This is a genomic window from Serratia sp. NGAS9 (assembly GCF_009905295.1).
Taxonomy (GTDB): domain Bacteria; phylum Pseudomonadota; class Gammaproteobacteria; order Enterobacterales; family Enterobacteriaceae; genus Serratia; species Serratia bockelmannii.
Window position 1 is genome coordinate 965369 of the sequence record NZ_CP047605.1, and the last position, 24109, is coordinate 989477.

21 protein-coding genes are annotated in these 24109 nt (G+C 61.5%); 16 read left to right on the forward strand and 5 right to left on the reverse strand.

Annotation, left to right across the window (positions count from 1 at the left end):
* The first annotated feature begins 59 nt into the window (after positions 1-59).
* From GUC32_RS04550 to ppnP, 8 genes are all read left to right on the forward strand, one after another.
* Positions 60-1838, forward strand: coding sequence for a type I secretion system permease/ATPase (locus GUC32_RS04550; protein ID WP_049206216.1), 1779 nt, complete (start codon positions 60-62; stop codon positions 1836-1838).
* Positions 1835-3166: an HlyD family type I secretion periplasmic adaptor subunit gene (locus GUC32_RS04555; RefSeq protein ID WP_197835205.1), complete on the forward strand. Its 1332-nt coding sequence runs from the start codon at positions 1835-1837 to the stop codon at positions 3164-3166. The genes GUC32_RS04550 and GUC32_RS04555 overlap by 4 nt, the downstream gene beginning before the upstream one ends.
* Positions 3167-3168: 2 nt before the next feature.
* On the forward strand, positions 3169-3960 hold the full coding sequence (locus GUC32_RS04560; RefSeq protein ID WP_369435582.1) for an energy transducer TonB: 792 nt from the start codon (positions 3169-3171) through the stop codon (positions 3958-3960).
* Between the two features lie 253 nt (positions 3961-4213).
* Complete coding sequence (locus GUC32_RS04565) at positions 4214-4987, forward strand: IclR family transcriptional regulator (protein WP_025301730.1); 774 nt, start codon at positions 4214-4216, stop codon at positions 4985-4987.
* Positions 4988-5206: 219 nt separating this feature from the next.
* Positions 5207-6763, forward strand: coding sequence for an OPT/YSL family transporter (locus GUC32_RS04570; protein ID WP_049209291.1), 1557 nt, complete (start codon positions 5207-5209; stop codon positions 6761-6763).
* Positions 6764-6797: 34 nt separating this feature from the next.
* On the forward strand, positions 6798-7727 hold the full coding sequence (locus GUC32_RS04575; RefSeq protein ID WP_025301732.1) for a DUF1177 domain-containing protein: 930 nt from the start codon (positions 6798-6800) through the stop codon (positions 7725-7727).
* Between the two features lie 4 nt (positions 7728-7731).
* Entirely contained in the window at positions 7732-8409 is a 678-nt protein-coding gene (locus GUC32_RS04580) for an AroM family protein (RefSeq protein ID WP_049209292.1), read from the forward strand.
* Positions 8410-8620: 211 nt separating this feature from the next.
* Positions 8621-8911, forward strand: a complete 291-nt coding sequence (ppnP, locus tag GUC32_RS04585; RefSeq protein ID WP_004940463.1) for a pyrimidine/purine nucleoside phosphorylase — start codon at positions 8621-8623, stop codon at positions 8909-8911.
* 65 nt (positions 8912-8976) lie between these two features.
* Here ppnP and rdgC read toward each other — a convergent pair whose 3' ends face one another.
* Positions 8977-9888: a recombination-associated protein RdgC gene (gene rdgC, locus GUC32_RS04590; RefSeq protein WP_004940461.1), complete on the reverse strand. Its 912-nt coding sequence runs from the start codon at positions 9886-9888 to the stop codon at positions 8977-8979.
* A 216-nt stretch (positions 9889-10104) separates the two neighbouring features.
* Between rdgC and mak the strand changes: the two genes are divergently transcribed.
* From mak to GUC32_RS04605, 3 genes are all read left to right on the forward strand, one after another.
* Entirely contained in the window at positions 10105-11019 is a 915-nt protein-coding gene (gene mak, locus GUC32_RS04595; protein ID WP_025301734.1) for a fructokinase, read from the forward strand.
* 102 nt (positions 11020-11121) lie between these two features.
* Complete coding sequence (locus tag GUC32_RS04600) at positions 11122-11355, forward strand: type II toxin-antitoxin system Phd/YefM family antitoxin (protein WP_025301735.1); 234 nt, start codon at positions 11122-11124, stop codon at positions 11353-11355.
* Positions 11352-11738 (forward strand): type II toxin-antitoxin system VapC family toxin, encoded by a 387-nt coding sequence (locus tag GUC32_RS04605; RefSeq protein ID WP_025301736.1) that lies wholly within the window; start codon positions 11352-11354, stop codon positions 11736-11738. Before GUC32_RS04600 ends, GUC32_RS04605 begins: the two co-directional genes overlap by 4 nt.
* On the opposite strand, the gene licT is transcribed toward GUC32_RS04605, so the two are convergent.
* From licT to sbcD, 3 genes are all read right to left on the reverse strand, one after another.
* Complete coding sequence (gene licT / locus GUC32_RS04610; protein ID WP_043135622.1) at positions 11735-12583, reverse strand: BglG family transcription antiterminator LicT; 849 nt, start codon at positions 12581-12583, stop codon at positions 11735-11737. The two genes, GUC32_RS04605 and licT, sit on opposite strands and share 4 nt — an antisense overlap.
* A gap of 232 nt (positions 12584-12815) precedes the next feature.
* Positions 12816-16067: an exonuclease subunit SbcC gene (sbcC, locus tag GUC32_RS04615; protein WP_369435583.1), complete on the reverse strand. Its 3252-nt coding sequence runs from the start codon at positions 16065-16067 to the stop codon at positions 12816-12818.
* A complete protein-coding gene (gene sbcD / locus GUC32_RS04620; RefSeq protein ID WP_025301739.1) occupies positions 16064-17296 on the reverse strand; it encodes an exonuclease subunit SbcD in 1233 nt (410 codons plus the stop codon). The genes sbcC and sbcD overlap by 4 nt, the downstream gene beginning before the upstream one ends.
* A gap of 215 nt (positions 17297-17511) precedes the next feature.
* On the opposite strand from sbcD, the gene phoB reads away from it, so the two are divergent.
* From phoB to proY, 5 genes are all read left to right on the forward strand, one after another.
* Positions 17512-18201 (forward strand): phosphate response regulator transcription factor PhoB, encoded by a 690-nt coding sequence (phoB, locus tag GUC32_RS04625; RefSeq protein ID WP_197826186.1) that lies wholly within the window; start codon positions 17512-17514, stop codon positions 18199-18201.
* A 24-nt stretch (positions 18202-18225) separates the two neighbouring features.
* A complete protein-coding gene (gene phoR / locus GUC32_RS04630) occupies positions 18226-19542 on the forward strand; it encodes a phosphate regulon sensor histidine kinase PhoR (protein ID WP_025301740.1) in 1317 nt (438 codons plus the stop codon).
* A 14-nt stretch (positions 19543-19556) separates the two neighbouring features.
* A complete protein-coding gene (locus GUC32_RS04635) occupies positions 19557-20519 on the forward strand; it encodes a PstS family phosphate ABC transporter substrate-binding protein (protein ID WP_049206207.1) in 963 nt (320 codons plus the stop codon).
* A gap of 485 nt (positions 20520-21004) precedes the next feature.
* Positions 21005-22321, forward strand: coding sequence for a branched-chain amino acid transport system II carrier protein (brnQ, locus tag GUC32_RS04640; RefSeq protein WP_025301742.1), 1317 nt, complete (start codon positions 21005-21007; stop codon positions 22319-22321).
* A gap of 73 nt (positions 22322-22394) precedes the next feature.
* Positions 22395-23801, forward strand: coding sequence for a proline-specific permease ProY (gene proY / locus GUC32_RS04645; protein ID WP_025301743.1), 1407 nt, complete (start codon positions 22395-22397; stop codon positions 23799-23801).
* A 32-nt stretch (positions 23802-23833) separates the two neighbouring features.
* Here the strand turns inward: proY and GUC32_RS04650 are convergent, their stop codons facing one another.
* Complete coding sequence (locus GUC32_RS04650) at positions 23834-24097, reverse strand: hypothetical protein (protein WP_369435584.1); 264 nt, start codon at positions 24095-24097, stop codon at positions 23834-23836.
* Positions 24098-24109: the final 12 nt, after the last annotated feature.

Consider the following 24109-nt stretch of genomic DNA (forward strand, 5'->3'; position numbering starts at 1 on the left):
CCCGCCGGCGCCGCGCGCCCCGGCGGGCGTTTTCTCGTTTTTAGCCGATGGAAAACGCCATGAAAAACGCCGTCAGGCGCGGAGAAGTGATGAGCGTGCTGGCCGCATACCGGCGCGGATTTTGGGGCATCGCGCTGTTTACCGCGGTGATCAACCTGTTGATGCTGGCACCGGCGCTGTACATGCTGCAGGTCTACGATCGCGTGTTGCCGTCGGGCAACCGCATGACGCTGGCGATGCTGACCCTGATGGTGGTCGGTCTTTACCTGTTTATGGGGCTGCTGGAGTGGGTGCGCAGCCAGGTGGTGATCCGCCTCGGCGCCCAGATGGATATGCGCCTGAATCAGCGGGTCTACGACGCCGCCTTCGAAACCAATCTGAAAACCGGCAACCCGCTGGCGGGGCAGGCGCTGAACGATCTGACCAACCTGCGCCAATTTGCCACCGGCAATGCGCTGTTCGCCTTTTTCGATGCCCCCTGGTTCCCGGTTTATCTGCTGGTGGTGTTTCTGCTCCACCCCTGGCTTGGCGCGTTGGCCAGCGCCGGAGTGATCGTGCTGGTGCTGCTGGCCTGGCTCAACCAGCGGGTGTCGCAGGCGCCGCTCGCGGAGGCCGGCCGGGTCGCGCTGAGCGCCACGCAGCAGGCCAACGGCAACCTGCGTAATGCCGAAGCTATCGCCGCCATGGGGATGCTGACCGACTTGCGCCTGCGCTGGCTGCGGCAGCATCAGCAGTTCCTGCTGTTGCAGAACCGCGCCAGCGAGAAAATCGCCGCCGTCACCGCCTGGTCGAAAACCGTGCGGCTGGCATTGCAGTCGCTGATGTTGGGCTGCGGCGCGCTGCTGGCGGTGAACGGCGACATTACGCCGGGCATGATGATCGCCGGATCGATCCTGATCGGCAGGGTGCTGGGGCCGATCGATCAGCTGATCGGCGCCTGGAAGCAGTGGTCGTCGGCGCGCCAGTCCCTGCAACGGCTGGAGGTGATGTTGGCCGCTAATCCGCCGCGGGCGGCGAGCCTGCCGCTGCCGGCGCCCAACGGGACATTGACCGTGAATCAGCTGGCCGCCAGCGCGCCCGGCGGGAGCGCACCGGTATTGCACGGCGTCAGTTTTCGTCTGGAGGCCGGCGAGGTGCTGGGCGTCATTGGCGCATCCGGCTCCGGCAAAACGTTGCTGATGCGCCAACTGGTCGGCGCGTTGACGCCGCTCAGCGGCGACGTGAGGCTGGACGGTGCAGATATCCGGCAGTGGGATAAACAGCAGCTGGGGCCGCATATCGGCTACTTGCCGCAGGATATCCAGCTGTTCGCTGGCACCCTGACGGAAAACATCGCCCGCTTTGGCCAGGTTGACGCCGAGAAGGTGGTGGCCGCCGCCGCGCTGGCCGGCGTGCACCAATTGATCCTGCATTTACCCAAAGGGTATGAAACCGAGCTGGGCGAGGGCGGCAGCGGCCTGTCCGGCGGCCAGCGTCAGCGGGTGGCGCTGGCGCGCGCGCTGTATGGCTCTCCGGCGTTGGTGGTGTTGGACGAACCGAATGCCAACCTCGATCGTGAAGGGGAAGAGGCGCTGCAGCGGGCGATCGAAGCGCTGAAGGCGCGCGGTACCACCATCGTGTTGGTGACCCACAAACCGGCGATCCTGGCGACCACCGACAAATTGCTGGTGCTGGCCGCCGGCCAGGTGCAGCACTTCGGCCCCAGCGACGCCATCCTGAAGAAACTGCCTGGTTTTGCGCCTGCAGCCGTACCGGCCAACGTCGGCCGCAGCAGCGGCGGCTTCAACGTCAACTACGCCAACTTTGCCAAAACGGCCAGCGGTGAACGAAAAGTATGAGCAATCAGAGTGTGATCCCCGGCGATATCGACGCCCTTTCCCGACAGTTCGACGAAGGGCGCCATCTGCGGCTCGGCGGCTGGCTGGTGCTGTTGGGGTTTGGCGGCTTCCTGCTGTGGGGGCTGTTGGCGCCGCTGGACAAAGGCGTGCCGGTTTCCGGCAGCGTGGTGGTGGCCGGCAACCGTAAGGCGGTGCAGCACCCGAGCGGCGGCGTGGTGTCGCAAATTCAGGTGCATGAAGGCGACCGGGTTCGCGCCGGGCAGGTGCTGTTGCTGATGGATACCGTCGACAGCCGCACCCAGCGCGATGCGCTGCGCAGCCAGCAGTTGAGCAACGCCGCGCAGCGGGCGCGGCTGCAGGCCGAACGCGACGGCTTGCAGGCGATCGCTTTCCCGGCATTGCTGCAGGCGCGGCGGGAGGAGCCAGAGGTGATGTCGTTGATGCTGCTGCAGCAGCAGCTGTTCACCAGCCGCCGAGCGGCGCTGCAGAGTGAGCTGGCGGCGATCGCGGAGAGCATTGCCGGATCGCAGGCGATGCTGGAAGGGATCCGTCAGTCTTACGCCAGCAAGCAACGGCAAAAGGCCATGTTGCAGGAGCAGCTGAGCGGTATGCGCAAACTGGCTGCGCAGGGGTATGTGGCGCGCAATCGGCTGCTGGATCTGGAAGGGCAGCATGCGCAGATCGACGGCCAGGCGTCCGAGGACACCGGGAATATCGGCCGCCTGGGCCGCCAAATACTGGAGCTGAAGTTGCGGGCGATCCAGCGGCGGGAAGAGTATCAGAAAGAGGTCAGTAGCCAGCTGGCCGAGGTGCGGATGAAGCTGGACGAACTGGATAACCGCCTGGCCAAGGCGGAGGCCGATCTGGGTCATACGCAGGTGAAAGCGCCGGTGGCGGGCACCGTGGTGGGGCTGAGCGTGTTCACCGAAGGTGGCGTGATCGGCGCCGGTCAGCAACTGATGGAGATCGTGCCCAGCGATCGGGGGCTGCAGGTGGAGGCGCGTATCCCGGTCGAACTGATCGACAAGGTGCAGGTAGGGCTGCCGGTCGAACTGTTGTTCTCGGCGTTCAACCAAAGCACCACGCCGCGCGTCGAGGGCGAGGTGACGCTGGTCGGGGCCGATCGCCTGACCGACGAGAAAAGCGGCGCGCCCTATTACAGCGTGCGCGCCAAGGTCAGCGAAGAAGGGTTGCAACGTTTGAACGGGTTGGAAATCCGCCCGGGGATGCCGGTCGAAGGCTTCATTCGCACCGGCGAGCGTTCGATGATGAACTACCTGTTCAAACCGCTGACCGATCGCCTTCATCTGGCCTTGACGGAAGAGTGAGCATGTCGGTTTCGCCGCTGCCTTTCGCCGCACCCGGTGCCGTCATGCCCTGGCGCCGTTGCCTGGTGCTGGTGCTGGCATTGCACCTGCTGGTCGTGGCGCTGTTCTGGCCCTGGCGAGACAAGGCCGCGCCGGCGTGGGTGCCGCCGCCGGCGGTCATGGTGGTGATGGCCGCCGCACCGCAGGCCCCGGCTGAGGTAAAACAACCGCCGGGGCAAATGACGCCGCCGCCTCAGGTTGAACCGCCGTCGCCGCCGGAACCCTTGCCGACGGTGAAGGTGCCTGAAGCCGTGCGGCCGAACATCGCCGTACCGCCGAAGCAGAAAAAACCGCCCAAGCCGGTGAAGACTCCCCCCCTGCCGCGCACACCGCCGCAGGAGAAAACGATCGCGCCGCCGAAGGTTCAGGAGCAAAGCGTCGGTGCGCCACCGCCGGGCCGGGCGGATAAAACGGCCGCGCCGCAAACTCGCCTGACGCCCTATGCTCAGGCGGGGGTGGACAACTGGCGCAGCCGCATCAGCGGCCGCCTGAATCGTTTTAAACGTTACCCCAAAGACGCATTGCGGCTAAAGCGCCAGGGCGTCGGGCAGGTGCGTTTCACGTTGGACAGGCAGGGCCATGTGCTGGCGGTGACGCTGGTCAGCAGCGCCGGGTTGCCGTCGCTGGATCGCGAAATCCAGGCGCTGGTCAAACGCGCTTCGCCGCTGCCCACGCCGCCGGCGGACGCCTACGTCAACGGCACGGTGGAATTGACGTTGCCGATCGATTTCAGTTTGCGCGGCGCGGGTTTCTGAGCCGCGGCAATATCTCCTCCTGAGAAAATCATTTTTCAGCAGCTTGTCCTGCTATTCATTATTTTCAGAGCGTATCGTTATTTTATTCGGCGCGGATAAGTCGGCGTTCTACGCAATATTTTCATTTGAAAAGCACGAATGCCTTTTATTTTGCGGCTGACAAAAAATAAACAGCTTGACGCTGCGGAGTTCGGGTTTTAGTTTTTAATTATAAAACAGGAACTGAGTTCCATATAGTGGAACAAGGCGGATCATGACAACGCTGGAAAATGCCGCTGCGGTATTAAAACTCTTTTCTCAACAACGTGTGATGCATGGCCAACCGGGTATTGCATTCAGCGACGTGGTTGAGCAATTGGCGCTGCCGAAAAGCACGGTATCGCGCCTGCTGCAGACCATGGAAAATCAGGGCATGCTGGAGCGCGATCCCGATAGCCGGCGTTATCACATCGGCGCGCTGTTGCTGGCGGCATCCAGCCACTATCTGTCGATGCCGCTGGTGGACAACCTGGCGGCCAGTATGGCGCAGCTGTGCCGCCAGACGGCCTGTACCGGCTACCTTTCTATATTGGAAGGGCAGGAGATCATGGTGATGCGCATGTTTCCCGGCCGCCACTTTTTGCAGGTGGTCACCCCGGCGGGTTACCGTTCGCCAGCGGCGGAAACCTCGGTCGGCCGGGCGATACTGGCGCGTGAAAGCGACGAGCAGGTTCGGGCGCGTTACGCCGGCGGTTACCGGGCGACTTCGCCCAATGCGCCGCAAACGTTGGATGCGCTGTTGCAGACGTTGCAGCAGGTGAGGCGTCAGGGATGGTCGCTGGCGCGCAATGAAACCTTGAACAGCATCAGTTCGCTGGCGACCGCGCTGGTGAACAAGCACGGCAGCGAGACGGTGGGGTTGTGCCTGTCCTTCCCCTCGCAGGGCGAGGAGCAGCCGTTTGTACCGGAAGTCTTGGCCGAATTAACCGCAGTCAGCCGCCAACTGGCGGAAAAATATGGCGATGATTATTGGCAGCAGATCAAATAACGCGCCTGAGCTATCGTGTTGCATCATAATTAACGAGCGCCGACACCAGGGAACTCATTAATTATATTTCACCGTATTTTATTGGTAAGAAATAGACAGGCTGAATAAGAAAATAATCACGTTGTGACACCGGTAGTTCCAAATAATGGAACTGCCGCGGCGAGCTATCGTTTGGCGTTATTTCCGCCACGCAGTAGGAAATATTCAGGGAAACCAAGCATGAAATCAAATAATCCGCTAAAAGAGGCCGGCACGCTGTTGGTCATGGCGTTACTTTCGGTGGTGGGGGCGATCATCGGCGTTCAGCTGATCACCACGCTGGGCGTGACGCCCAACACCTCGATCATCGGTGCGCTGATTGCCATGCTGTTGGCACGCATTCCGCTGAAAATGTTCCAACGCTACCGCTCGGTGCACACTCAGAACCTGGCGCAGACGGTGATCTCCTCTGCCACCTTCGGCGCGGCCAATTGTCTGCTGATGCCGATTGCGGTGCCTTACGTGATGGGGCAACCGCAGCTTATTTTACCGATGTTCTGCGGCGTGGCGGCGGCGATGTTGCTTGACGCCTATCTGCTTTATCGCCTGTTCGATACCAAAGTGTTCCCCGCCGCCAATGCCTGGCCGCCCGGCGTCGCCGCCGCGGAAGCGATTAAAGCCGGCGATCGCGGCGGCAAGCAGGCCTGGCTTTTGGTGGTGGGCGTAGGGGTAGGTATCGCCGGATCAATGCTCAAGATCCCCATGGCGGCCTTCGGCACCGCCTTTATCGGCAATATCTGGGCGCTGAGCATGTTTGGCGTCGGGTTATTGTTGCGGGCTTACGCCGATCCGGTGGCCGGTTTCGATATCAATGCCCATTTTATTCCGCACGGCGTGATGGTCGGCGCCGGCCTGGTGGCGCTGATCCAGGTTGCGCAGGTGATCCGCAGCCGCCGCGCCGATAGCGCCGGTTATACCCAACCGGACAGTGCGGTAAGCAAAGCGCTCGGCCTGGGCGCGGTCGGCTACATCGCCATCGCCGCGTTTTTAGCTCTGATCGGCGGGCTGTTCAGCGAGATGTCGCTGCCGATGTTGGCGCTGTTCGTGATATACGCGGCGTTCGCCGCTTTCGTTCATGAGCTGATCGTCGGTATCGCCGCCATGCACTCCGGCTGGTTTCCTGCGTTCGCGGTGGCGTTGATCACCCTGATCGTCGGTATCCTGATCGGTTTCCCACCGCTGGCGCTGTGCATCCTGACCGGTTTTACCGCCGCCACCGGGCCGGCCTTCGCCGACATGGGCTTTGATTTGAAAGCCGGCTTCATCCTGCGTGGCTACGGCGAGGATCTGCGGCAGGAGCTGCTGGGGCGCCGCATTCAGCTGTTTGCGGCGCTGATTGCCTTCCTCATCGCCATTCCGGTGGTTTACCTCTCTTATCACAGCTATTTCCTGCAGGACCTGATCCCGCCGGTCGCGCGCGTTTACGCGAAGACCATCGAGGCCGGTGCGCAGCCGGGCATCGCCTGGAGCCTTTTGATCTGGGCGATCCCCGGCGCCGTGGTACAGCTGATCGGCGGCCCTAAGCGCCAGCTCGGCGTGTTGCTGGCGACCGGTCTGCTGATCAATAACGCCTTGGCCGGGTGGGCGGTGCTGGTGGGTATCGCGCTGCGCGTGGCGATCCTGCGCCGTTGGGGCGATCGTGGCCGCACACCGATGGAGATCATGGCGGCCGGGTTTATCGCCGGCGACGCGCTCTACAACTTCTTCAGCTCGATTTTTTCCAGCAAGGGCAAATAGCCCCTGCCGATGACATTGGTGAGGTAAAACGACCATGAGTTTGCAACAAACGCTGCAGGTTTTTGAATTGATTGATAGCGCATTCGTCAGCGGCCAGGACGTCGTCGATCTGTTTGCGCCTTACCCGGCGATCCGGGCCAGCACCTTGCGCGCCGACGGGCCGAAGGGCGGTACCGATTTCGTGCGCATCGAGATCCCCGGTAGCGCAGGCCAATTCGCTGGTGGTGCGGCGCCGACGCTGGGCATTATCGGCCGCCTGGGCGGCATCGGCGCGCGGCCGACGCGTATCGGGCTGGTGTCTGACGGCGACGGCGCGATCGCCGCCATTGCCGCCGCGCTGAAGCTGGCAGAGATGCAGCGTAAGGGCGACACGCTGCCGGGCGATGTGATCGTCACCACTCATATTTGCCCGAACGCGCCGACCCGGCCGCACGATCCGGTCGATTTTATGGATTCGCCGATCGATGACGTGACGATGAACGATAATGAAGTGGTGCCGGAGGCTGACGCCATCCTGTCGATCGATACCACCAAGGGCAATCGCATCATCAACCACAAAGGCTATGCGCTGTCGCCGACGGTGAAAGAGGGCTACATCCTGCGGGTGGCGGAAGATCTGCTGCGCATCATGGAGATGACCAGCGGCCGCCCGGCGGTGACCTTCCCGATCACCACGCAGGATATCACCCCTTATGGCAACGGCGTGCATCACCTCAACAGCATCCTGCAGCCCTCGACCGCTACTGCGGCGCCGGTGGTCGGCGTGGCGATTTGCAGCGAATCTGTGGTGCCGGGCTGCGGCACCGGCGCCAGCCACGAAACGGACATCGCGCTGGTGGTCAAATTCGCGGTGGAGGTCGCCAAAGAATTTGGCCGCGGCACTTGCCGGTTCTACGATGCTGCCGAATTCGGCCAGCTGCTGGCGCTGTACGGCAGTCTGAGCCACCTGCAAAAAAGGAGATAGACCCATGACGGCTTCATTCGCCACGCTGACCCTCGGTCAGGCGCCGCGCAGCGATATCATGCCGCTGCTGTCTGCTTATCTGCCGGCGGAGCGGGTGAGGCACGTCGGTTTGCTGGACGGCCTGGATGCCGGGCAGATCGCCGAGCGTTATGCGCCGCAACAGGGCGATAAGCTGCTGGTGTCGCGCCTGTTGGACGGCACGCAGGTGACGCTCTGTGCCGCTCGCGTTGAAAGCGGGTTGCAGCAGAAGATCCGCGAGTTGGAGGCGGCGGGGTGCCAGGTGATCCTGCTGCTGTGCACCGGCGAATTCGGCCAATTGCAGGCGGAACAGGCGCTGTTGCTGGAGCCGGATCGCATTATTCCGCCGTTGATCTCCGCGATCGTCGGCGCACACCGCGTCGGCATCGTGGTGCCGATGGCGGAACAGGTTGAGCAGCAGGCGCGTAAATGGCGGCAGCTGGCGACGCCGCCGAGCTATGCCGTCGCCAGCCCCTATCTGGCAGATGATGCCGCGCTGGAGCAGGCGGCTTGCGCACTGCTGCGGCAGGGGGCGGAGGTGGTGGTGCTAGACTGCATCGGTTATCACCAGCGTCACCGCGCCTTTTTGCAGGCGCGTCTGTCGGTGCCAGTGTTGTTGTCGAACGTACTGGTCGCCAAGCTGGCTGCAGAGTTAGTCGACTGATTCAAATAGCGAAAAGTTACCGCTCGACGCGGTCTCAGGCGCTTTGCTCCCCTGGATCTCCCTGGGCTTCAGCAGCCCTGACTGCCGGTGAGAAGCCCGGCAGCGTTTTACTCTGCGCAGCGATCGCATTTCGCGCGAAAAACCAGTGACAGATCAACCGCAATCCCCCAATATGGATTTTCCATCAAGATGATTACGCGGGTGCCAGTCTATGCTGAAAGTGAATGAGTATTTTGCCGGAAAAGTGAAGTCTATCGGTTTTGACAGTAGCAGCATCGGTCTTACCAGCGTGGGCGTGATGGAAGAGGGCGAATACACCTTCTCCACCGCGCAACCGGAAGAAATGACGGTGATCACCGGGGCGCTGAAAGTGCTGCTGCCAGGGGCGCCGGACTGGCAGGTGTTTACGCCGGGTGAGAAGTTCTTCGTGCCGGGGCACAGCGAGTTCAACCTGCAGGTGGCCGACGCGACCGCCTATCTGTGCCGCTATCTGAGCAAATAAACGTTGCTCGTTAGGGGAACGCAGGGCTCAGCGAAGGCTGGGCCCTGGTCGTTTCTGCGGCGGGATTAACGCTGGGCTTCGCCGCCGAGCGCTTCGATGGTGTTTTTGATCAACGCCGCCAGCTCGCTGGTCATCAGGATAAAGTCGGCGTCAAAGCGCTGGGCGAAGTCGTCGCGATCGATGTCGTCGTTCTGCTCGCGCAGCGTGTCGGCGAACTTCAGGCGCTTGAGCGAGCCGTCGTCCGATAGCATCAGCTGAATGCGCTCCTGCCAATCCACCGCCAGCTTGGTCACCAGCTTGCCGGCTTCGATATGCACCGCGATTTCGTCGCTGATCAGATTCTGTTTCTTGCAGCGGATCACGCCGCCTTCTTCCAGAATCGCTTTCAATTCCGCTTCATCCTGAATGGCGAAGCCGGCCGGCATCTCGCCGGAACGCACCCATTCGGTCAGCGTCAGTTCGATCGGGCTTTCCATCGTCAGCGGCACCACCGGCAGCGAGCCGAGGCTCTTGCGCAGCAGCGCCAGCGTATCTTCGGCGCGTTTGGCGCTGGCGGCATCGACCATGATCAGATCGTTGACGGTGTCGATCCACATGAAGGTCTGGTTGAAGCGGCTGAACGCGCGCGGCAGCAGGCTGTGCAGCACTTCGTCCTTCAGCGCGTCTTTCTCGGTTTTCTTCAGTTTGCGGTGTTGTTCCGCCTCCAGGCGCTCAATCTTGGCCTGCAGCTCTTGCTTGATGACCGGCGACGGCAGGATTTTCTCTTCCTTGCGCGCGCAGATGACGATCTGGCCGTTGACCGCGTGCGTCAGCGCATCGCTGTGCGAGCCCATCGGGGAGACCCAGCCAGTCTTCGCCATGTCCTGGCTGCCGCACGGCGTGAAGGCGAATGCGCTGAGTTGTTTTTCCATTTCATCCGCGTTTAACGCCACTTCGCGGCTCAAACGGTAAACCATCAAATTCTTAAACCACAGCATAATGTTATCCCTGGCTGGGCGTGCGCTCGGCACGCTGATTCGTCAAAAACAGGGCGGCATGATAACGAATTGACGCTGAAAAATCGCCCCATTCTCTCCGAATTGCGTTGCTTTACGCACCGAGAAAGGGCGGGGTGGAGGGTGGGAAACAGGTGATTCATCTGCGCGCTTACATTAGGCTGTGGCAACGCTACGTGGCATCGAGGAGAAAAATACGTGCGCATTGGCATCGACTTGGGTGGGACGAAAATTGAAGTGATTGCGTTGGCGGACGACGGGCGGGAGCTGTTTCGCCATCGCATCGCCACGCCGCGCCATGACTATGGGCAAACCCTGGCGGCGATCGCCGGGCTGGTGAAGCTGGCGGAAGATCATACCGGCGAATTGGGATCGGTCGGGATCGGCATTCCCGGCACGCTGTCGCCGTTTACCGGGCGGGTGAAGAACGCCAACTCGGTATGGCTCAACGGCCAACCGCTGGACAAGGATCTGTCGGCGCTGCTGGCGCGCGAGGTGCGTATCGCCAACGACGCCAACTGCCTGGCGGTGTCGGAAGCTACCGACGGCGCAGGCGCTGGCGCGAAAACGGTGTTCGCGGTCATTATCGGCACCGGCTGCGGCGCCGGCGTGGCGCTGAGCGGCCAGGCGCATTCTGGCGGCAATGGCATCGCCGGCGAGTGGGGCCACAACCCGCTGCCGTGGCAGGATGACGATGAGCTGCGTTACGCTCGCGACGTGCCGTGTTACTGCGGCAAGCCGGGCTGCATCGAAACCTTTATTTCCGGCACCGGTTTCGCTACCGACTATGCGCGCCTGAGCGGCAACGCGCTGCAAGGGCATGAGATCATGGCGCTGAGCGAGCGGGGCGATGCGCTGGCGGAGCAGGCGATCGTTCGCTACGAAATGCGGTTGGCGAAATCGCTGGCGCACGTGATCAACATGCTGGATCCGGACGTGGTGGTGCTCGGCGGCGGCATGAGCAACGTGGATCGCCTGTACCGCACGGTGCCGCAGCGGGTGAAAAGTTGGGTATTTGGCGGCGAGTGTGAAACGCCGATCCGCAAGGCGGTTCACGGCGACTCCAGCGGCGTACGCGGTGCGGCCTGGCTGTGGCCGCAACAGCAGCGCTAAACGTTGCAGCAAAGCGCGAGGCTGCTCGCGCTTTAAACCCTTCCCTGTACAAAAACTGGACGGCGTTTTATGATTTAGCTAACTTAGCTAAGGAGGACGCGTATGCCGATTCAGGCCAATATGCACGAAGCCAAATCCAATCTGAGCCAGTTGGCGGACAGAGCCGCGGAGGGAGAAACCGTGATTATTGCAAAAGCAGGGAAGCCGTACGTACAGCTGGTCGCCATCAAGGGGGAAGCGCGCCGCCCTGGCGCCGCCAAGGGCAAGTTCACCGTGCCGGCGGATTTCAACGCCGAGGACGCGGCCATTGCGGCGCTGTTTGAGGGCGATGCATGAAGCGCTTGCTGCTGGATACCCACGCGTTGCTGTGGTGGCTGATCGATGACGCCTGCTTGGGCGCGAACGCCAAAAGGCAGATCGCCGATCCGGGCAATGCGGTGTACGTCAGCGCGGCCAGCATTTGGGAGATCTCGATCAAGCAGGCGCTGGGCAAACTGGCGCTGCCGGAAGATATCTTTGCGATCATCGAGGCCGAGGAATTTCTGTCGCTGCCGATGGACGCCTTTCACTGCCAACAGGCCGGGCAGTTGCCGCCCTATCATCAGGATCCTTTCGATCGCATGCTGATCGCACAGGCGCAGGCCGAAGGGCTGACGCTGGTCTCCGCCGACGCGGTGTTTCCGCAGTACGGCGTGCGGGTAGCCGACGCTCGCCGTTAAGCCGGCTTTTCCTCGCTTTCGCTGCGCACCCGTTCGATATGAATGGTTAGAAACATCATCTCTTCCGTGGTGAGCTGATGCTGATAGTGCTTTTCGATGTGGCGGTTGATCTTACCGGCGCAGGCGAATGACTCGCGGTACTTCTCTTTCACCACCTGATAGAGCGAGTCGTCGTCGCTGTCGACGTAGTTTTTCCCCAGCAGGCGCTGGGCGAAGAATTTCAAATGGGTGACGAAACGGTGGTAGCTCAGGGATTCCTCGTTGTAATCAAAGCGGAAATGGTATTTGACCAGGTTGAGGATCTCTTGCATCACGCGGGTAATATGCAGCGTGTTGTGCATCTCGTCGTTAAGCTGGGCGTTGACCAGGTGTAGGGCGATAAATCCGGCTTCGTCCTCCGGCAACGCGGTGTCCAGCCGTTGGGCGATCAGGGCCAGCGCCTCCAGCCCGACGGCGAACTCGGCCGGATAGAGCTTTTTAATCTCCCACAGCAACGCATTTTTGATATCCAGCCCTTGCGCATGGCGCTGCAGGGCGAAGTGGATGTGATCGGTCAGCGTGATGTAGACGATGTTATGCAACTTGCCCGGCAGGCGTTCGCGGGCGAGAGTAATGATCTTGTCGGCGGTGGTGACGCAGGCTAATGGGATCTCGGCGAGCAGCTCTTTATAGCGCTCGGCGGTTTCTCCGCCGTTATGGGTGAATACCTTTTCGATCAGGCTTTCGTCCAGCGTATCGCCGGGCTTCTTTTTAAAGCCGATTCCTTTTCCCATCACCACCGTCTCTTCCTGACGGTCGTCCAGCGTAATCACCACGTTATTATTGAGTATTTTAGCGATTTTCATGGTTTTTCCCGGTGTTTCAGCATCCTGAAAACGAAAAAACCTGACGCCCGGAAGCGATCCCGGGTGTCAGGTTTTGCCTGTATTTTATGTTTCTTCCCTGCGGCCCTGAGCGGCGGAGGGGATACAGTAACAATCCTATTATGTTGGCATAATAACCCGTGCCCGCCGCGGCTCAACGCTTTTCACTGCGGAGTGCCGCCGCGGTCACACTTCTGCGCCGCGCGCCGCGGGATCATTCCAGCCTGAAATGCGCCTCCAGCCGGCTGACGCCGAGCCCGTTGACCTTTTTCACCTTGATCTGCACCGGAATACGTTCTTTCATCGCCTCGACGTGGCTGATCACGCCGATGGTTTTGCCGGAGGCATTCAGGCTGTCCAGCGCGTCCAGCGCGGTATCGAGGGTTTCGGCGTCTAGCGTGCCGAAGCCTTCGTCGAGGAACAGCGAGTCGATGCTGGTTTTGTGGCTGACCAGATCGGACAACGCCAGCGCCAGCGCCAGGCTGACCAGGAAGCTCTCACCGCCGGACAGGGTGCGGGTATCGCGCAGCGCGTCCGCCTGCCAGGTGTCCACCACCTGCAGCTCCAGCGCATCGCTGGTTTTGCGCTGCAGCAGGTAGCGCCCATGCAGCCGGCCGAGTTGCTGGTTAGCCAGATAGACCAGATGATCGAGCGTTAACCCCTGAGCGAAGCGGCGGAACTTGTCGCCTTCTTTCGAGCCGATCAGCTGGTTGAGGTAGCTCCAGTCGTCGTAGTCTTGCTGACTGCGGGCGATCTGCTCGAACAGCGCCTGCTGATTAAGGCGACGGGCGGCGTCGCTTTCCAACTGGTTGCGCAGTTCACCCTGGCGCAGCTGCAACGTTTTCAACTGCTGTGCCAACTCGGCCAGCGATTGGGTGAGCGCGTCGAGATCCGTGTTGGCTTCATCCACCCCCTCAGGGCGGTTCAGCCGATGCTGCTCCAGCGTTTGCGTCGCCTGCGTCAGCAGGGCCGCGGCCTCTACCTGCCGCTGTTGCAGTTGCTCTCTACGCTGCTGCAATTCGCGGCGCAGTGTGTCGTCCAGCAGCGCGGCGGTGAAGGCGGTTTCATCAGCGAATTCGCTGTCGGCCAGCGCCTGCTGCCACTGCTGCTGCGCCTGCTGCAGCCGCTCCTGCATCAGGGTGTGTTGTTGTTGTAACCCGGCCTGCTGGCCGGTCAGGCGCTCGCGCAGTTCCTGCGCCTTTTGCCACTGCTCGGCGGCCTGTAAGCTGGCCTGTTCACTGGCGGTTTGTTTGGCGCGCAGCTGTTCCCGTACCTCGGCGACCCGCTGTTCGCCGAACAGCGCCAGCCGCTGCGCGCGCCGCTCTGCGAGGGTTTTTTCGCCTTCCTGCCAGCGTTGTTGCAGGTCTTGCTGCTGTTGCAGGCTGTCGGCATAGGTTTTCTGCAGCAGCGTAAAGCGCTCTTCGAGCAGCGCCAGCTGTTGCTGCGCCTGCTGCTGCTGCGTTTGCAGAGCGGCGAGCGCGTCTTTTGCCTGTTGTACTGCCTGCGCCGCCTGTTCATGCTGCTGCAGCGCGTGCTGCCCGCGCCGCTCTTCATCGTCGCAACCGCTCAGCCAGGCGCTGAGTCGCTCGCTCTCCGCCAGCGTAAAGTCGAACGCCAGCGGTGCGCTGAGCTGCTGCCACTGCTGCTGTTGGGCAGCCAACTGCTGTTCATCCTGCGCGATGGTTTGCTGCTGGCGTTGTTGCTGTTCCTGCAGGCCTTCGCAGCGGGTGCGCAACTCGGTGCCCTGGGTTTGCAGTTTCTCGGTGAGAGTACGCATCTCAACCAAACGCTGTTCCGTGGCCGAAGGCTGTACAGCCTGATACTGCTCTACTGCTGGATGGCTGGTGGAACCGCACAGTGGGCAGGGGGCACCGCTTTGCAGCAGGGCGCGCTCCGCTTCCAGACTGACGATGCGTTTTTCCAGTTCGTGGATCTGCTCCACTTCCTGCAGCTGCGCCTTGTGCTGTTTGAATTGCTGACGCGCGCTCTCCAACTGCTGTTGCAGCCCGGCGAGCTGCGTTTGCCGCTCGGCGTGCTCCGCCTGTTGCCTAGCCAGACGCTCGCGGGTCTGACGGTTAAGGGACGCCAGAGTAAACAGCTGCTGGCGTGTTGGGCGCAGATCCGCCAGGGCGCTCAGGCGTTGGCGAAGCGGGGCCAACGGCGTTTGCGCCTCCAGCGCCTGTTGCTGCTGTTGTTGAACGGCCAGCGCTTCGTTCAGCGCGTTCAACTGCTGCTGATGTAGTGCGCCCTGTGCCGTCAGCTGGCTGCGCTGAGCGGTGAGCTGCTCCAGCGTAGTTTGCTGCTGGGCGCACTGCTGCGTGGTGGCATCGGCGGCCTGTCGTCGCTCGGCCTGTGTCGACTGCAGTTGGGCTATTTGGTGGTCGAGCGGAGCGACTTGCTCATCGATCAGCTGTTGCTGTTGCCGCATATGCTCGGCATGGGTTTGCTGCGCCAGGCGGGCTTTTTCCACCGCCTGCTGCAGCGGCGCCAGCTGCGCCGAGTGCTGTTCCTGTTGCTGCGTCAGCTGGGCTGCCTGCTGTTGTATCGTCTGCAGTTCGGCGCGGCAGCGATCGCGTTCGCCGCGCAGCGGCCGCAATTTCTCGGCCGGTTCGCTGAGCGCCAGCTGCTGCAGCTGCGGGGCGGCCTCCGCCTGCTCGCGCTGGGCGGTTTCCAGCCGCCGTTGACCCTCGCCTTGCTGTTGCCGGAGGCGTTGCCATTGCTGCAGCCAGCTCAGCGCCTGTTGCTGTCGCTGGGTTTGCTCGCCGAGGGCGATTTCCTGCGCGCTCAGCGCCGTCAGCTGTTCGGTCAGAGACTGGCGCTGCTCGTCGTTCAGCAGTTCGATGCCGCTGGCGCGTTGGTGTAACCCATCCAGGTCGGTTTTGGCCTGCTTGTGCGACTCGAACACCTGTTCGGACAGTCGCCCATAGATTTCGGTGCCGGTCAGCTCTTCCAGCAGTTCGGCGCGATCGTTGGCATCGGCATTGAGGAAGGCGGCGAACTGCCCCTGAGACAGCATCATCGATTTGGTGAAGCGGCCAAAGTCCAGCCCGGTGATGGTTGCGGTAAGCTCCAGCTTGTCGCGCACCTTGTCCGCCAGGATCTTGCCGTCCTCGCGGCGCGCCAATTCGACCTTCGGCGCCTGCAGATTGCCGTCCGGCGCATTCTTGGCGCGGCGCTGGCTCCAGAAGGCGCGATAGCCGACGCCCTTGACCTCGAATTCGACCTCCGCCAGCGATTCGGCGGTGTGGCGGGTCATCAGTTCATTCTGGCTCGGCGTGACGTTGAGGCGCGGCGTCTGGTGGTACAGCGCCAGGCAAATGGCGTCCAGCAGGGTGGTTTTGCCCGCGCCGGTCGGGCCGGTAATGGCGAACAGGCCGTTGCTGGCGAACGGCTCGGCGGTGAAGTCAATTTTCCATTCGCCCTGCAGCGAGTTGAGGTTTTTTAACCGCAGGCTGAGGATCTTCATGGGTTGGTCTCCTCAGGATTGTGCTGCACCGCATCGACCACCTGGCGGAACAGTTGGTGCATCCGCCGTTGGCGTGCTTCGGGCATGTCGGCCTCCTGCGCCAGGCGCCGTTCGAACACCTCGTTGACGCTCAGTTCGTTCAGCGTTTCCTTATCCTGCTGCGCGATTGCCTGGCGGCGCTGCTCTTTGCTGCGCCGCAACAGCACCACTTCCACCGGCAGCTCATCCGCCATCAGTTGGATGCGGCGCTGAATATCGCTGAGGTAGTCCTGCGTCGCCACTTCGATATCCAGCCACACCGGCAGCTCGCCGGCATAGTCGGCAAATTGCTGCAGTTGCCGTTCGATCTCGGCCAGATCCCCTTTGATCAGCTGCATGGGCTGGAACTGCGGGATCGTTAACGCATCTACCTGCTGGAGGGCTCCGTCGGCGAAATCGACCAGGAAGACGCTTTTGGCTTTGCCCAGCTCATCGAAGCTGAGCGGGATCGGTGAGCCGCTATAGCGAATATGCTCTGACTTGGCGACGTTCTGCGCGCGGTGAATGTGGCCGAGTGCGATGTAATCGGCGGGCGGGAAGGCCTGCGCCGGGAAGGCGTCCAGAGTGCCGATATAGATGTCGCGCACCGAGTCGGAGGTGGTGACGCCGACGGTGGTCAGGTGGCCGGTGGCGACGATCGGCAGCGGCAAGCCCAGCTGGTCGCGGCGCTCGCAGGCCGCCTGATACAGCGTCTGATAATGTTCGGCGATGGCTTCCTGCAGCGCCTGCTGTTTCTGCGCGCCGGATTCGCCGGCGCGGCTGGTAAGCAGATCGCGCGGCCGTAGGAACGGGATGGCGCACAGCACCGCGCCCGGCTGGCCGTCGCGCTGGTTAAGCACCACGATCTGCTGTTCGGCCGCGCCTTGCGCGCTCGCGATCACCGTGGTGTTCAGGCAGGAGAGCAGTTCCCGCGATTCGTTCAGCGTCGCCACCGAATCGTGGTTGCCGCCCAACACGACCAACTGGCAGCCGGTGCGCTGCAGTTCCACCACGAAGCGGTTGTACAGCTCGCGGGCATAGCTGGGTGGTGAGCCGGTATCGAACAGATCCCCGGCGACGATCAGCGCATCCACCTGTTGCTGTTCGATCTGTTCGATCAGCCAGTTCAGAAAAGCCTGGTGCTCGGCGGCGCGGCTTTTGGTGAAAAAGTACTGGCCAAGGTGCCAGTCAGAGGTGTGGATCAGGCGCATGACACTCCCGGATGCAAAGATAATGGCGATGATTATAAAGGCCGCGGCGGCGGCTGTCCCGGCGCAATGATGATGACAACCGGATGATTTTTCTTTACTGCGGGAAATAATCGCTATGCTTACTGCCTATAACAGCCGGTTTTTTTCATAAAAGTGTCACAAAACTGACGCATAATGGCGCCCGAAAAGTCGCTAACACATTGGCAGGATTGACGATGGCAAGACGCATACTGGTGGTGGAAGACGAAGCGCCGATCCGTGAGATGGTGTGCTTTGTGTTGGAACAAAATGGTTACCAACCGTTGGAAGCCGAGGATTATGACAGCGCCGTGACGCGTCTGTCTGAGCCGTTCCCTGATTTGGTGTTGCTTGACTGGATGTTGCCCGGCGGTTCCGGCATTCAGTTTATCAAACATATGAAGCGCGAAGCGCTGACCCGCGATATTCCGGTCATGATGCTGACCGCGCGCGGGGAAGAGGAAGACCGCGTGCGCGGCCTGGAAGTGGGGGCGGATGATTACATTACCAAGCCGTTCTCGCCCAAGGAGCTGGTGGCGCGCATCAAGGCGGTCATGCGCCGCATTTCACCGATGGCGGTGGAAGAAGTGATTGAAATGCAAGGCCTGAGCCTGGACCCGTCCTCCCACCGCGTGATGGCGAACGATCAGGCGTTGGACATGGGGCCGACCGAGTTCAAGCTGCTGCACTTCTTTATGACCCACCCGGAGCGGGTTTATAGCCGTGAGCAGTTGCTTAATCACGTCTGGGGCACTAACGTTTATGTGGAAGACCGTACCGTTGACGTGCATATCCGTCGGCTCCGCAAAGCGTTAGAATCCAGTGGGCATGATAAAATGGTTCAAACCGTTCGGGGCACCGGCTACCGGTTCTCAACGCGCTACTGATCGCGCTGCGCTGGAGAATATGCCGTGTTAGAACGTCTGTCGTGGAAGAGGCTGGCTCTGGAGCTGGCTCTTTTTTGTTTGCCCGCCTTGCTGCTGGGGCTGATTTTCGGTTATCTGCCCTGGTTTCTGCTGGCCTCCGCGCTGGCTGCGCTGGTGTGGAATTTCTACAACCAGCTCAAACTCTCCCATTGGCTGTGGATTGACCGCAGCATGACGCCGCCGCCCGGCCGCTGGAGCTGGGAGCCGCTGTTCTATGGCCTGTATCAGATGCAGCAGCGCAATCGCCGCCGCCGGCGCGAGCTGGCGCTGCTGATCAAGCGCTTTCGCAGCGGGGCCGAATCGTTGCCTGACGCGGTGGTGATGACCACCGTCGAGGGCAATATCTTCTGGTGCAACGGGCTGGCGCAGCATCTGCTCGGCTTCCGCTGGCCGGAAGACAACGGCCAGCACATCCTCAACCTGCTGCGCTATCCGGAATTCAGCCACTATCTGCAACAGCAGGAGTTTTCACGCCCGCTGACGCTGCAGCTGAACAACGAACACTACGTCGAATTCCGCGTGATGCCGTATTCCGAAGGGCAACTGCTGATGGTGGCGCGCGACGTCACCCAGATGCGCCAGCTGGAGGGCGCGCGGCGCAACTTCTTCGCCAACGTCAGCCATGAGCTGCGCACGCCGCTGACGGTGCTGCAGGGCTACCTGGAGATGATGGGTGACGAAGAGCAGGATGGTTCGCTGCGCAGCAAGGCGCTCGGCACCATGCAAGAGCAGACCCGCCGGATGGACGGGCTGGTCAAGCAGTTGCTGACACTGTCGCGCATCGAGGCGGCGCCCAATGTCGACATGAACGAGCGCGTGGATATCCCGCTGATGCTGCGGGTGTTGCAGCGCGAGGCGCAGTCGCTGAGCGGCGGCAATCACGAGATCACCTTCCGGGTTAACGAGCAGCTCAACGTGTTCGGTAATGAAGATCAGTTGCGCAGCGCGGTGTCTAACCTGGTGTACAACGCGGTCAACCACACGCCGAAGGGTACCCACATCGAAGTGAGCTGGCAGCAGACGGCGCACGGCGCGCAGTTCCAGGTCAGCGACAACGGGCCGGGCATCGCCGCCGAGCACCTGCCGCGCCTGACCGAGCGTTTTTACCGCGTCGACAAGGCCCGTTCGCGCCAGACCGGCGGCAGCGGGCTGGGGCTGGCGATCGTCAAACACGCGCTCAGCCATCACGATGCGCGGCTGGAGATCCTCAGCGAACCGGGGATCGGCACCCGCTTTATCTTTACCTTACCCAATCGGTTGATTGTTCCCGCCGCTTTATCAGAGAATGCGGTGAAAAATTAACGCGAGACACCGGTATGACCCGAATAACCCGAGGGCTGTTGCTTTGCCTGGCGCTGCTGGCCGGGCGCGGCGCGCTGGCGCAGCCCGACGGCATGCTGGCGGGCAACCTGTCCAGCGTCGGTTCCGACACCCTGGCGAATCTGATGGCGCTATGGGCGCAGGATTTCAGCCAGCATTATCCCAACGTTAACCTGCAGATCCAGGCCGCCGGATCGTCGACCGCGCCGACCGCGTTGGCGGCGGGCGCCGCGCAGCTGGGCCCGATGAGCCGGCCGATGAAGGCCGCCGAGGTTTCGGCGTTCGAACACCGTTACGGCTATGCGCCGCTGGCGGTGCCGGTAGCGGTGGATGCGCTGGTGGTGTTGGTGCATCAGGACAACCCGCTGCGCGGCCTCAATCTGCAGCAGCTCGATCGCATTTTCTCCGCCACCCGGCGCTGCGGCGAAAGCAAACCGCTGACGCGCTGGGGCGAGCTGGGGCTGAGTGGCGACTGGGCGACGCGTTCGCTGCAGCGTTTCGGCCGCAACTCGGCGTCCGGCACCTACGGCTATTTCAAACTGCGTGCGCTGTGCGGCGGCGATTTTATGCCGCGCGTCAATGAGCTGCCCGGTTCAGCCTCGGTGGTGCAGGCGGTGGCCGGTTCGCTCAACGGCATCGGCTACGCCAGCATCGGTTTTCGCGCCAGCGGCGTGCGGCTGCTGCCGTTGGCGGAGTCGGGAGAGGACTATGTTGCGCCTACCGCCGCCAACGTGCGCAACGATCGCTACCCGCTGTCGCGCTATCTGTATATCTACATCAACAAAGCCCCTAATCAACCGCTGGAGCCGCTGACCGCCGCGTTCCTCGACCGCGTGCTGTCGACTGCCGGGCAGAGCCTGGTCAATCACGACGGCTATCTGCCGCTGCCGCCGGGCGCCCTGCAGAAGACCCGTCAGGCGCTTGGGTTGCCACCGCTCGCGCCGGCCGTGATGAAATAACCGACAAAATGCGACGTAATTTTCGCCTTTTTTCACGGCCAAACGAAGCTCGTGCCACGCGAAAATCGGGCTTATATTGGCGTTTTCGCGCGGTAAAGTGATATATGCTTCACGTTTCGTGAATCTGCTGTTCAAAAATGATACAAATCATGTAGTGTATATTTATTGATAGCCAATATGATCGACTGGTGGCTAAAGTTTATATGGTCGATAGCTCTGCTTTTCGCCGTGCGTCTTGCCTTGAAGCGCTATAAACGTTTACCTTAGCCCTCGTTGTCGGATTAAACCTCCATTTTTATAACTCCTAAAATTTCGCCCATCTTCATGAGCGGCCACTTTCGAATAGGGACATAAACGCCGGATCGACTGCGTTTAGGGTGCTTATTTGGCGCTGCAACGTTAGGGCATGCCGGCAACCGGGTGGGGCGTTACGCCACCACGCTATCGGACCCTTTTTTTCATTTGAACAGGCAACACGACATCGTATGAGTCATCGTTTAACGTCAAAAGATATCCTGGCACTGGGTTTCATGACCTTTGCCTTATTCGTTGGGGCCGGGAACATCATCTTCCCGCCGATGGTCGGCTTGCAGTCCGGTGAACACGTCTGGACCGCAGCGCTGGGCTTCCTGATCACCGCCGTGGGTCTGCCGGTCATCACCGTCATCGCGTTGGCGCGCGTCGGCGGCGGCATCGACGCCCTCAGTTCGCCGATCGGCCGCGGCGCCGGCCTGCTGCTGGCGACCGTCTGCTACCTGGCCGTCGGCCCGCTGTTCGCCACGCCGCGCACCGCCACCGTATCCTTTGAAGTGGGCATTGCCCCGCTGACCGGCGACGGCACCATGCCGCTGTTCATCTATAGCCTGGTGTACTTCGCGCTAGTGATCGGCATCTCCCTGTATCCGGGCCGTCTGCTCGATACCGTCGGCCACGTGCTGGCGCCGCTGAAGATCGTGGCGCTGGCCGTACTGGGCATCGCCGCGCTGCTGTGGCCTGCCGGCGCGCCGATCCCGGCGACGGCGGCTTACCAGAGCGTGCCTTTCTCCTCTGGCTTCGTTAACGGCTATCTGACCATGGATACGCTGGGGGCGCTGGTATTCGGTATCGTTATCGTCAACGCGGCGCGTTCACGCGGCGTGAAAGACGCCGGTCTGTTGACTCGTTACACCATTCTGGCCGGTTTGATCGCCGGCGTGGGCCTGACGCTGGTTTACCTGAGCCTGTTCAAGCTGGGCTCCGGCAGCGGCGCGCTGGTGCCTGACGCCACCAACGGCGCGGTGATCCTGCACGCTTACGTTCAGAACACCTTCGGCGGTTTGGGCAGCTTCTTCCTGGCGGCGCTGATCTTCATCGCCTGCATGGTGACCGCGGTAGGCCTGACCTGCGCCTGCGCCGAGTTCTTCGCGCAATATCTGCCGTTCTCGTACAAGACGCTGGTGTTTATCCTGGGCCTGTTCTCGATGGTGGTGTCCAACCTCGGCCTGAGCCACCTGATCCAGATCTCCATTCCGGTGCTGACCGCGATTTACCCGCCGTGCATCGTGCTGGTGGTGCTGAGCTTCACCCTGCGTTGGTGGCACAGCGCGCCGCGCATCATCGCGCCGGTGATGCTTGTCAGCCTGTTGTTTGGTATCCTTGACGCGGTGAAAGCGTCCAGCTTCCAGCAGCTGCTGCCGGCCTGGACCACTCACCTGCCGCTGGCGGAGCAGGGGTTGGCATGGTTGCCGCCTTCGCTGCTGATGCTGGCGCTGGTCGCGATTTATGATCGGGTGTGTACGCGTTCCCAAGTGACCGCGCACTGATAATCCCCCGGCTTAATCTAGGGCCACGGACATGTCCGTGGCTTTTTTACGTTTAAAACTATGGGTCATTTTCATGCAACAACAGTCACCCACCACTGTCCCCGACAATAAGCTGAAACGCGGCCTCAGCACGCGTCATATCCGCTTTATGGCGTTGGGGTCAGCCATCGGCACCGGGTTGTTCTACGGCTCGGCGGACGCCATCAAAATGGCCGGCCCGAGCGTGCTGCTGGCTTACCTGATCGGCGGCATCGTGGCCTTCATCATCATGCGCGCATTGGGGGAGATGTCGGTCAACAACCCGCAGGCCAGCTCATTTTCCCGCTACGCGCAGGACTACCTCGGCCCGATGGCGGGTTACATCACCGGCTGGACTTACTGCTTTGAAATCCTGATTGTCGCCATCGCCGACGTGACCGCCTTCGGCATCTATATGGGGGTCTGGTTCCCGGAAGTGCCGCACTGGATCTGGGTGCTGAGCGTGGTGCTGATCATTGGCGCCATCAACCTGATGAGCGTCAAGGTATTCGGCGAACTGGAATTCTGGTTCTCGTTCTTCAAGGTCGCCACCATCATCATCATGATCGCGGCCGGTATCGGCATCATCATCTGGGGTATCGGCAACGGCGGGCAACCGACCGGTATTCATAACCTGTGGTCGAACGGCGGCTTCTTCAGCAACGGCTTTATCGGCATGATCCTGTCGCTGCAGCTGGTGATGTTCGCTTACGGCGGCATTGAAATCATCGGTATTACCGCCGGCGAAGCCAAAGATCCGAAAAAATCGATACCCAAAGCCATCAACTCGGTGCCGTGGCGCATTCTGGTGTTCTACGTCGGCACGCTGTTCGTCATTATGTCTATCTACCCGTGGAACCAGGTGGGTACCAACGGCAGCCCGTTCGTGCTGACTTTCCAGCATATGGGCATCACCGTGGCGGCAGGCATCCTCAACTTCGTGGTGATTACCGCGTCGCTGTCGGCGATTAACAGCGACGTGTTCGGCGTCGGCCGCATGCTGCACGGCATGGCCGAACAGGGCCACGCGCCGAAGATGTTCAGCAAGGTGTCGAAGCGCGGCATTCCTTGGGTGACGGTAGTGGTGATGATGTTGGCGCTGCTGCTGGCGGTATACCTCAACTACATCATGCCGGAGAGCGTGTTCCTGGTGATCGCCTCCCTGGCGACCTTCGCCACCGTGTGGGTGTGGATCATGATCCTGTTCTCGCAAATTGCCTTCCGCCGCAGCCTGAGCAAAGAGCAGGTGAAACAGCTGGCGTTCCCACTGCGCGGTGGGGTATTCACCTCGGTGGTGGCGATCGTGTTCCTGGTGTTCATCATCGGCCTGATCGGCTACTTCCCGACCACGCGCGTCTCGCTGTACGCCGGCCTGGTTTGGGTGGTGTTGCTGTTGGCGGGGTACTGGTTCAAGGTCAACCATCAGAAAAAACGCGCGCCGTTGGCGACGCAGCAAGACTAAATGGAAAAACACCGGCTGAGGCCGGTGTTTTTTTAGCGTTTGTCTTCCACTTCATCCTCCCCGGCGGCGCGCGCTTCGATACGCATGTCGCCGCCGTTAAGGCGTTCTTCCTCCTCCTCGCCGGCGCAGCGCGCCAGCACTTCGCGAATATCTTGCAGGTTGCTGCTGAGCGCACTCAGCGAAGGTTGCAGATTGCGGGGCATGCGGCTTTCATCCAGCGACGCGCTGTGCAGGCAGCCGATAAACAGCAGGGTGGCCAGCAGGGTAAACAGTCGGTGACGTAACCGTTTCAGCAAGGGCTTTCCCTC

Bases quoted from the DNA above. Each gene is read 5' to 3' on its own strand.
- GUC32_RS04550 (WP_049206216.1), top strand. From the start codon at position 60: ATGAAAAACGCCGTCAGGCGCGGAGAAGTGATGAGCGTGCTGGCCGCA.
- GUC32_RS04555 (WP_197835205.1), top strand. From the start codon at position 1,835: ATGAGCAATCAGAGTGTGATCCCCGGCGATATCGACGCCCTTTCCCGA.
- GUC32_RS04560 (WP_369435582.1), top strand. From the start codon at position 3,169: ATGTCGGTTTCGCCGCTGCCTTTCGCCGCACCCGGTGCCGTCATGCCC.
- GUC32_RS04565 (WP_025301730.1), top strand. From the start codon at position 4,214: ATGACAACGCTGGAAAATGCCGCTGCGGTATTAAAACTCTTTTCTCAA.
- GUC32_RS04570 (WP_049209291.1), top strand. From the start codon at position 5,207: ATGAAATCAAATAATCCGCTAAAAGAGGCCGGCACGCTGTTGGTCATG.
- GUC32_RS04575 (WP_025301732.1), top strand. From the start codon at position 6,798: ATGAGTTTGCAACAAACGCTGCAGGTTTTTGAATTGATTGATAGCGCA.
- GUC32_RS04580 (WP_049209292.1), top strand. From the start codon at position 7,732: ATGACGGCTTCATTCGCCACGCTGACCCTCGGTCAGGCGCCGCGCAGC.
- ppnP (WP_004940463.1), top strand. From the start codon at position 8,621: ATGCTGAAAGTGAATGAGTATTTTGCCGGAAAAGTGAAGTCTATCGGT.
- rdgC (WP_004940461.1), bottom strand. From the start codon at position 9,888: ATGCTGTGGTTTAAGAATTTGATGGTTTACCGTTTGAGCCGCGAAGTG.
- GUC32_RS04600 (WP_025301735.1), top strand. From the start codon at position 11,122: ATGCCGATTCAGGCCAATATGCACGAAGCCAAATCCAATCTGAGCCAG.
- GUC32_RS04605 (WP_025301736.1), top strand. From the start codon at position 11,352: ATGAAGCGCTTGCTGCTGGATACCCACGCGTTGCTGTGGTGGCTGATC.
- licT (WP_043135622.1), bottom strand. From the start codon at position 12,583: ATGAAAATCGCTAAAATACTCAATAATAACGTGGTGATTACGCTGGAC.
- sbcC (WP_369435583.1), bottom strand. From the start codon at position 16,067: ATGAAGATCCTCAGCCTGCGGTTAAAAAACCTCAACTCGCTGCAGGGC.
- sbcD (WP_025301739.1), bottom strand. From the start codon at position 17,296: ATGCGCCTGATCCACACCTCTGACTGGCACCTTGGCCAGTACTTTTTC.
- phoB (WP_197826186.1), top strand. From the start codon at position 17,512: ATGGCAAGACGCATACTGGTGGTGGAAGACGAAGCGCCGATCCGTGAG.
- GUC32_RS04635 (WP_049206207.1), top strand. From the start codon at position 19,557: ATGACCCGAATAACCCGAGGGCTGTTGCTTTGCCTGGCGCTGCTGGCC.
- brnQ (WP_025301742.1), top strand. From the start codon at position 21,005: ATGAGTCATCGTTTAACGTCAAAAGATATCCTGGCACTGGGTTTCATG.
- proY (WP_025301743.1), top strand. From the start codon at position 22,395: ATGCAACAACAGTCACCCACCACTGTCCCCGACAATAAGCTGAAACGC.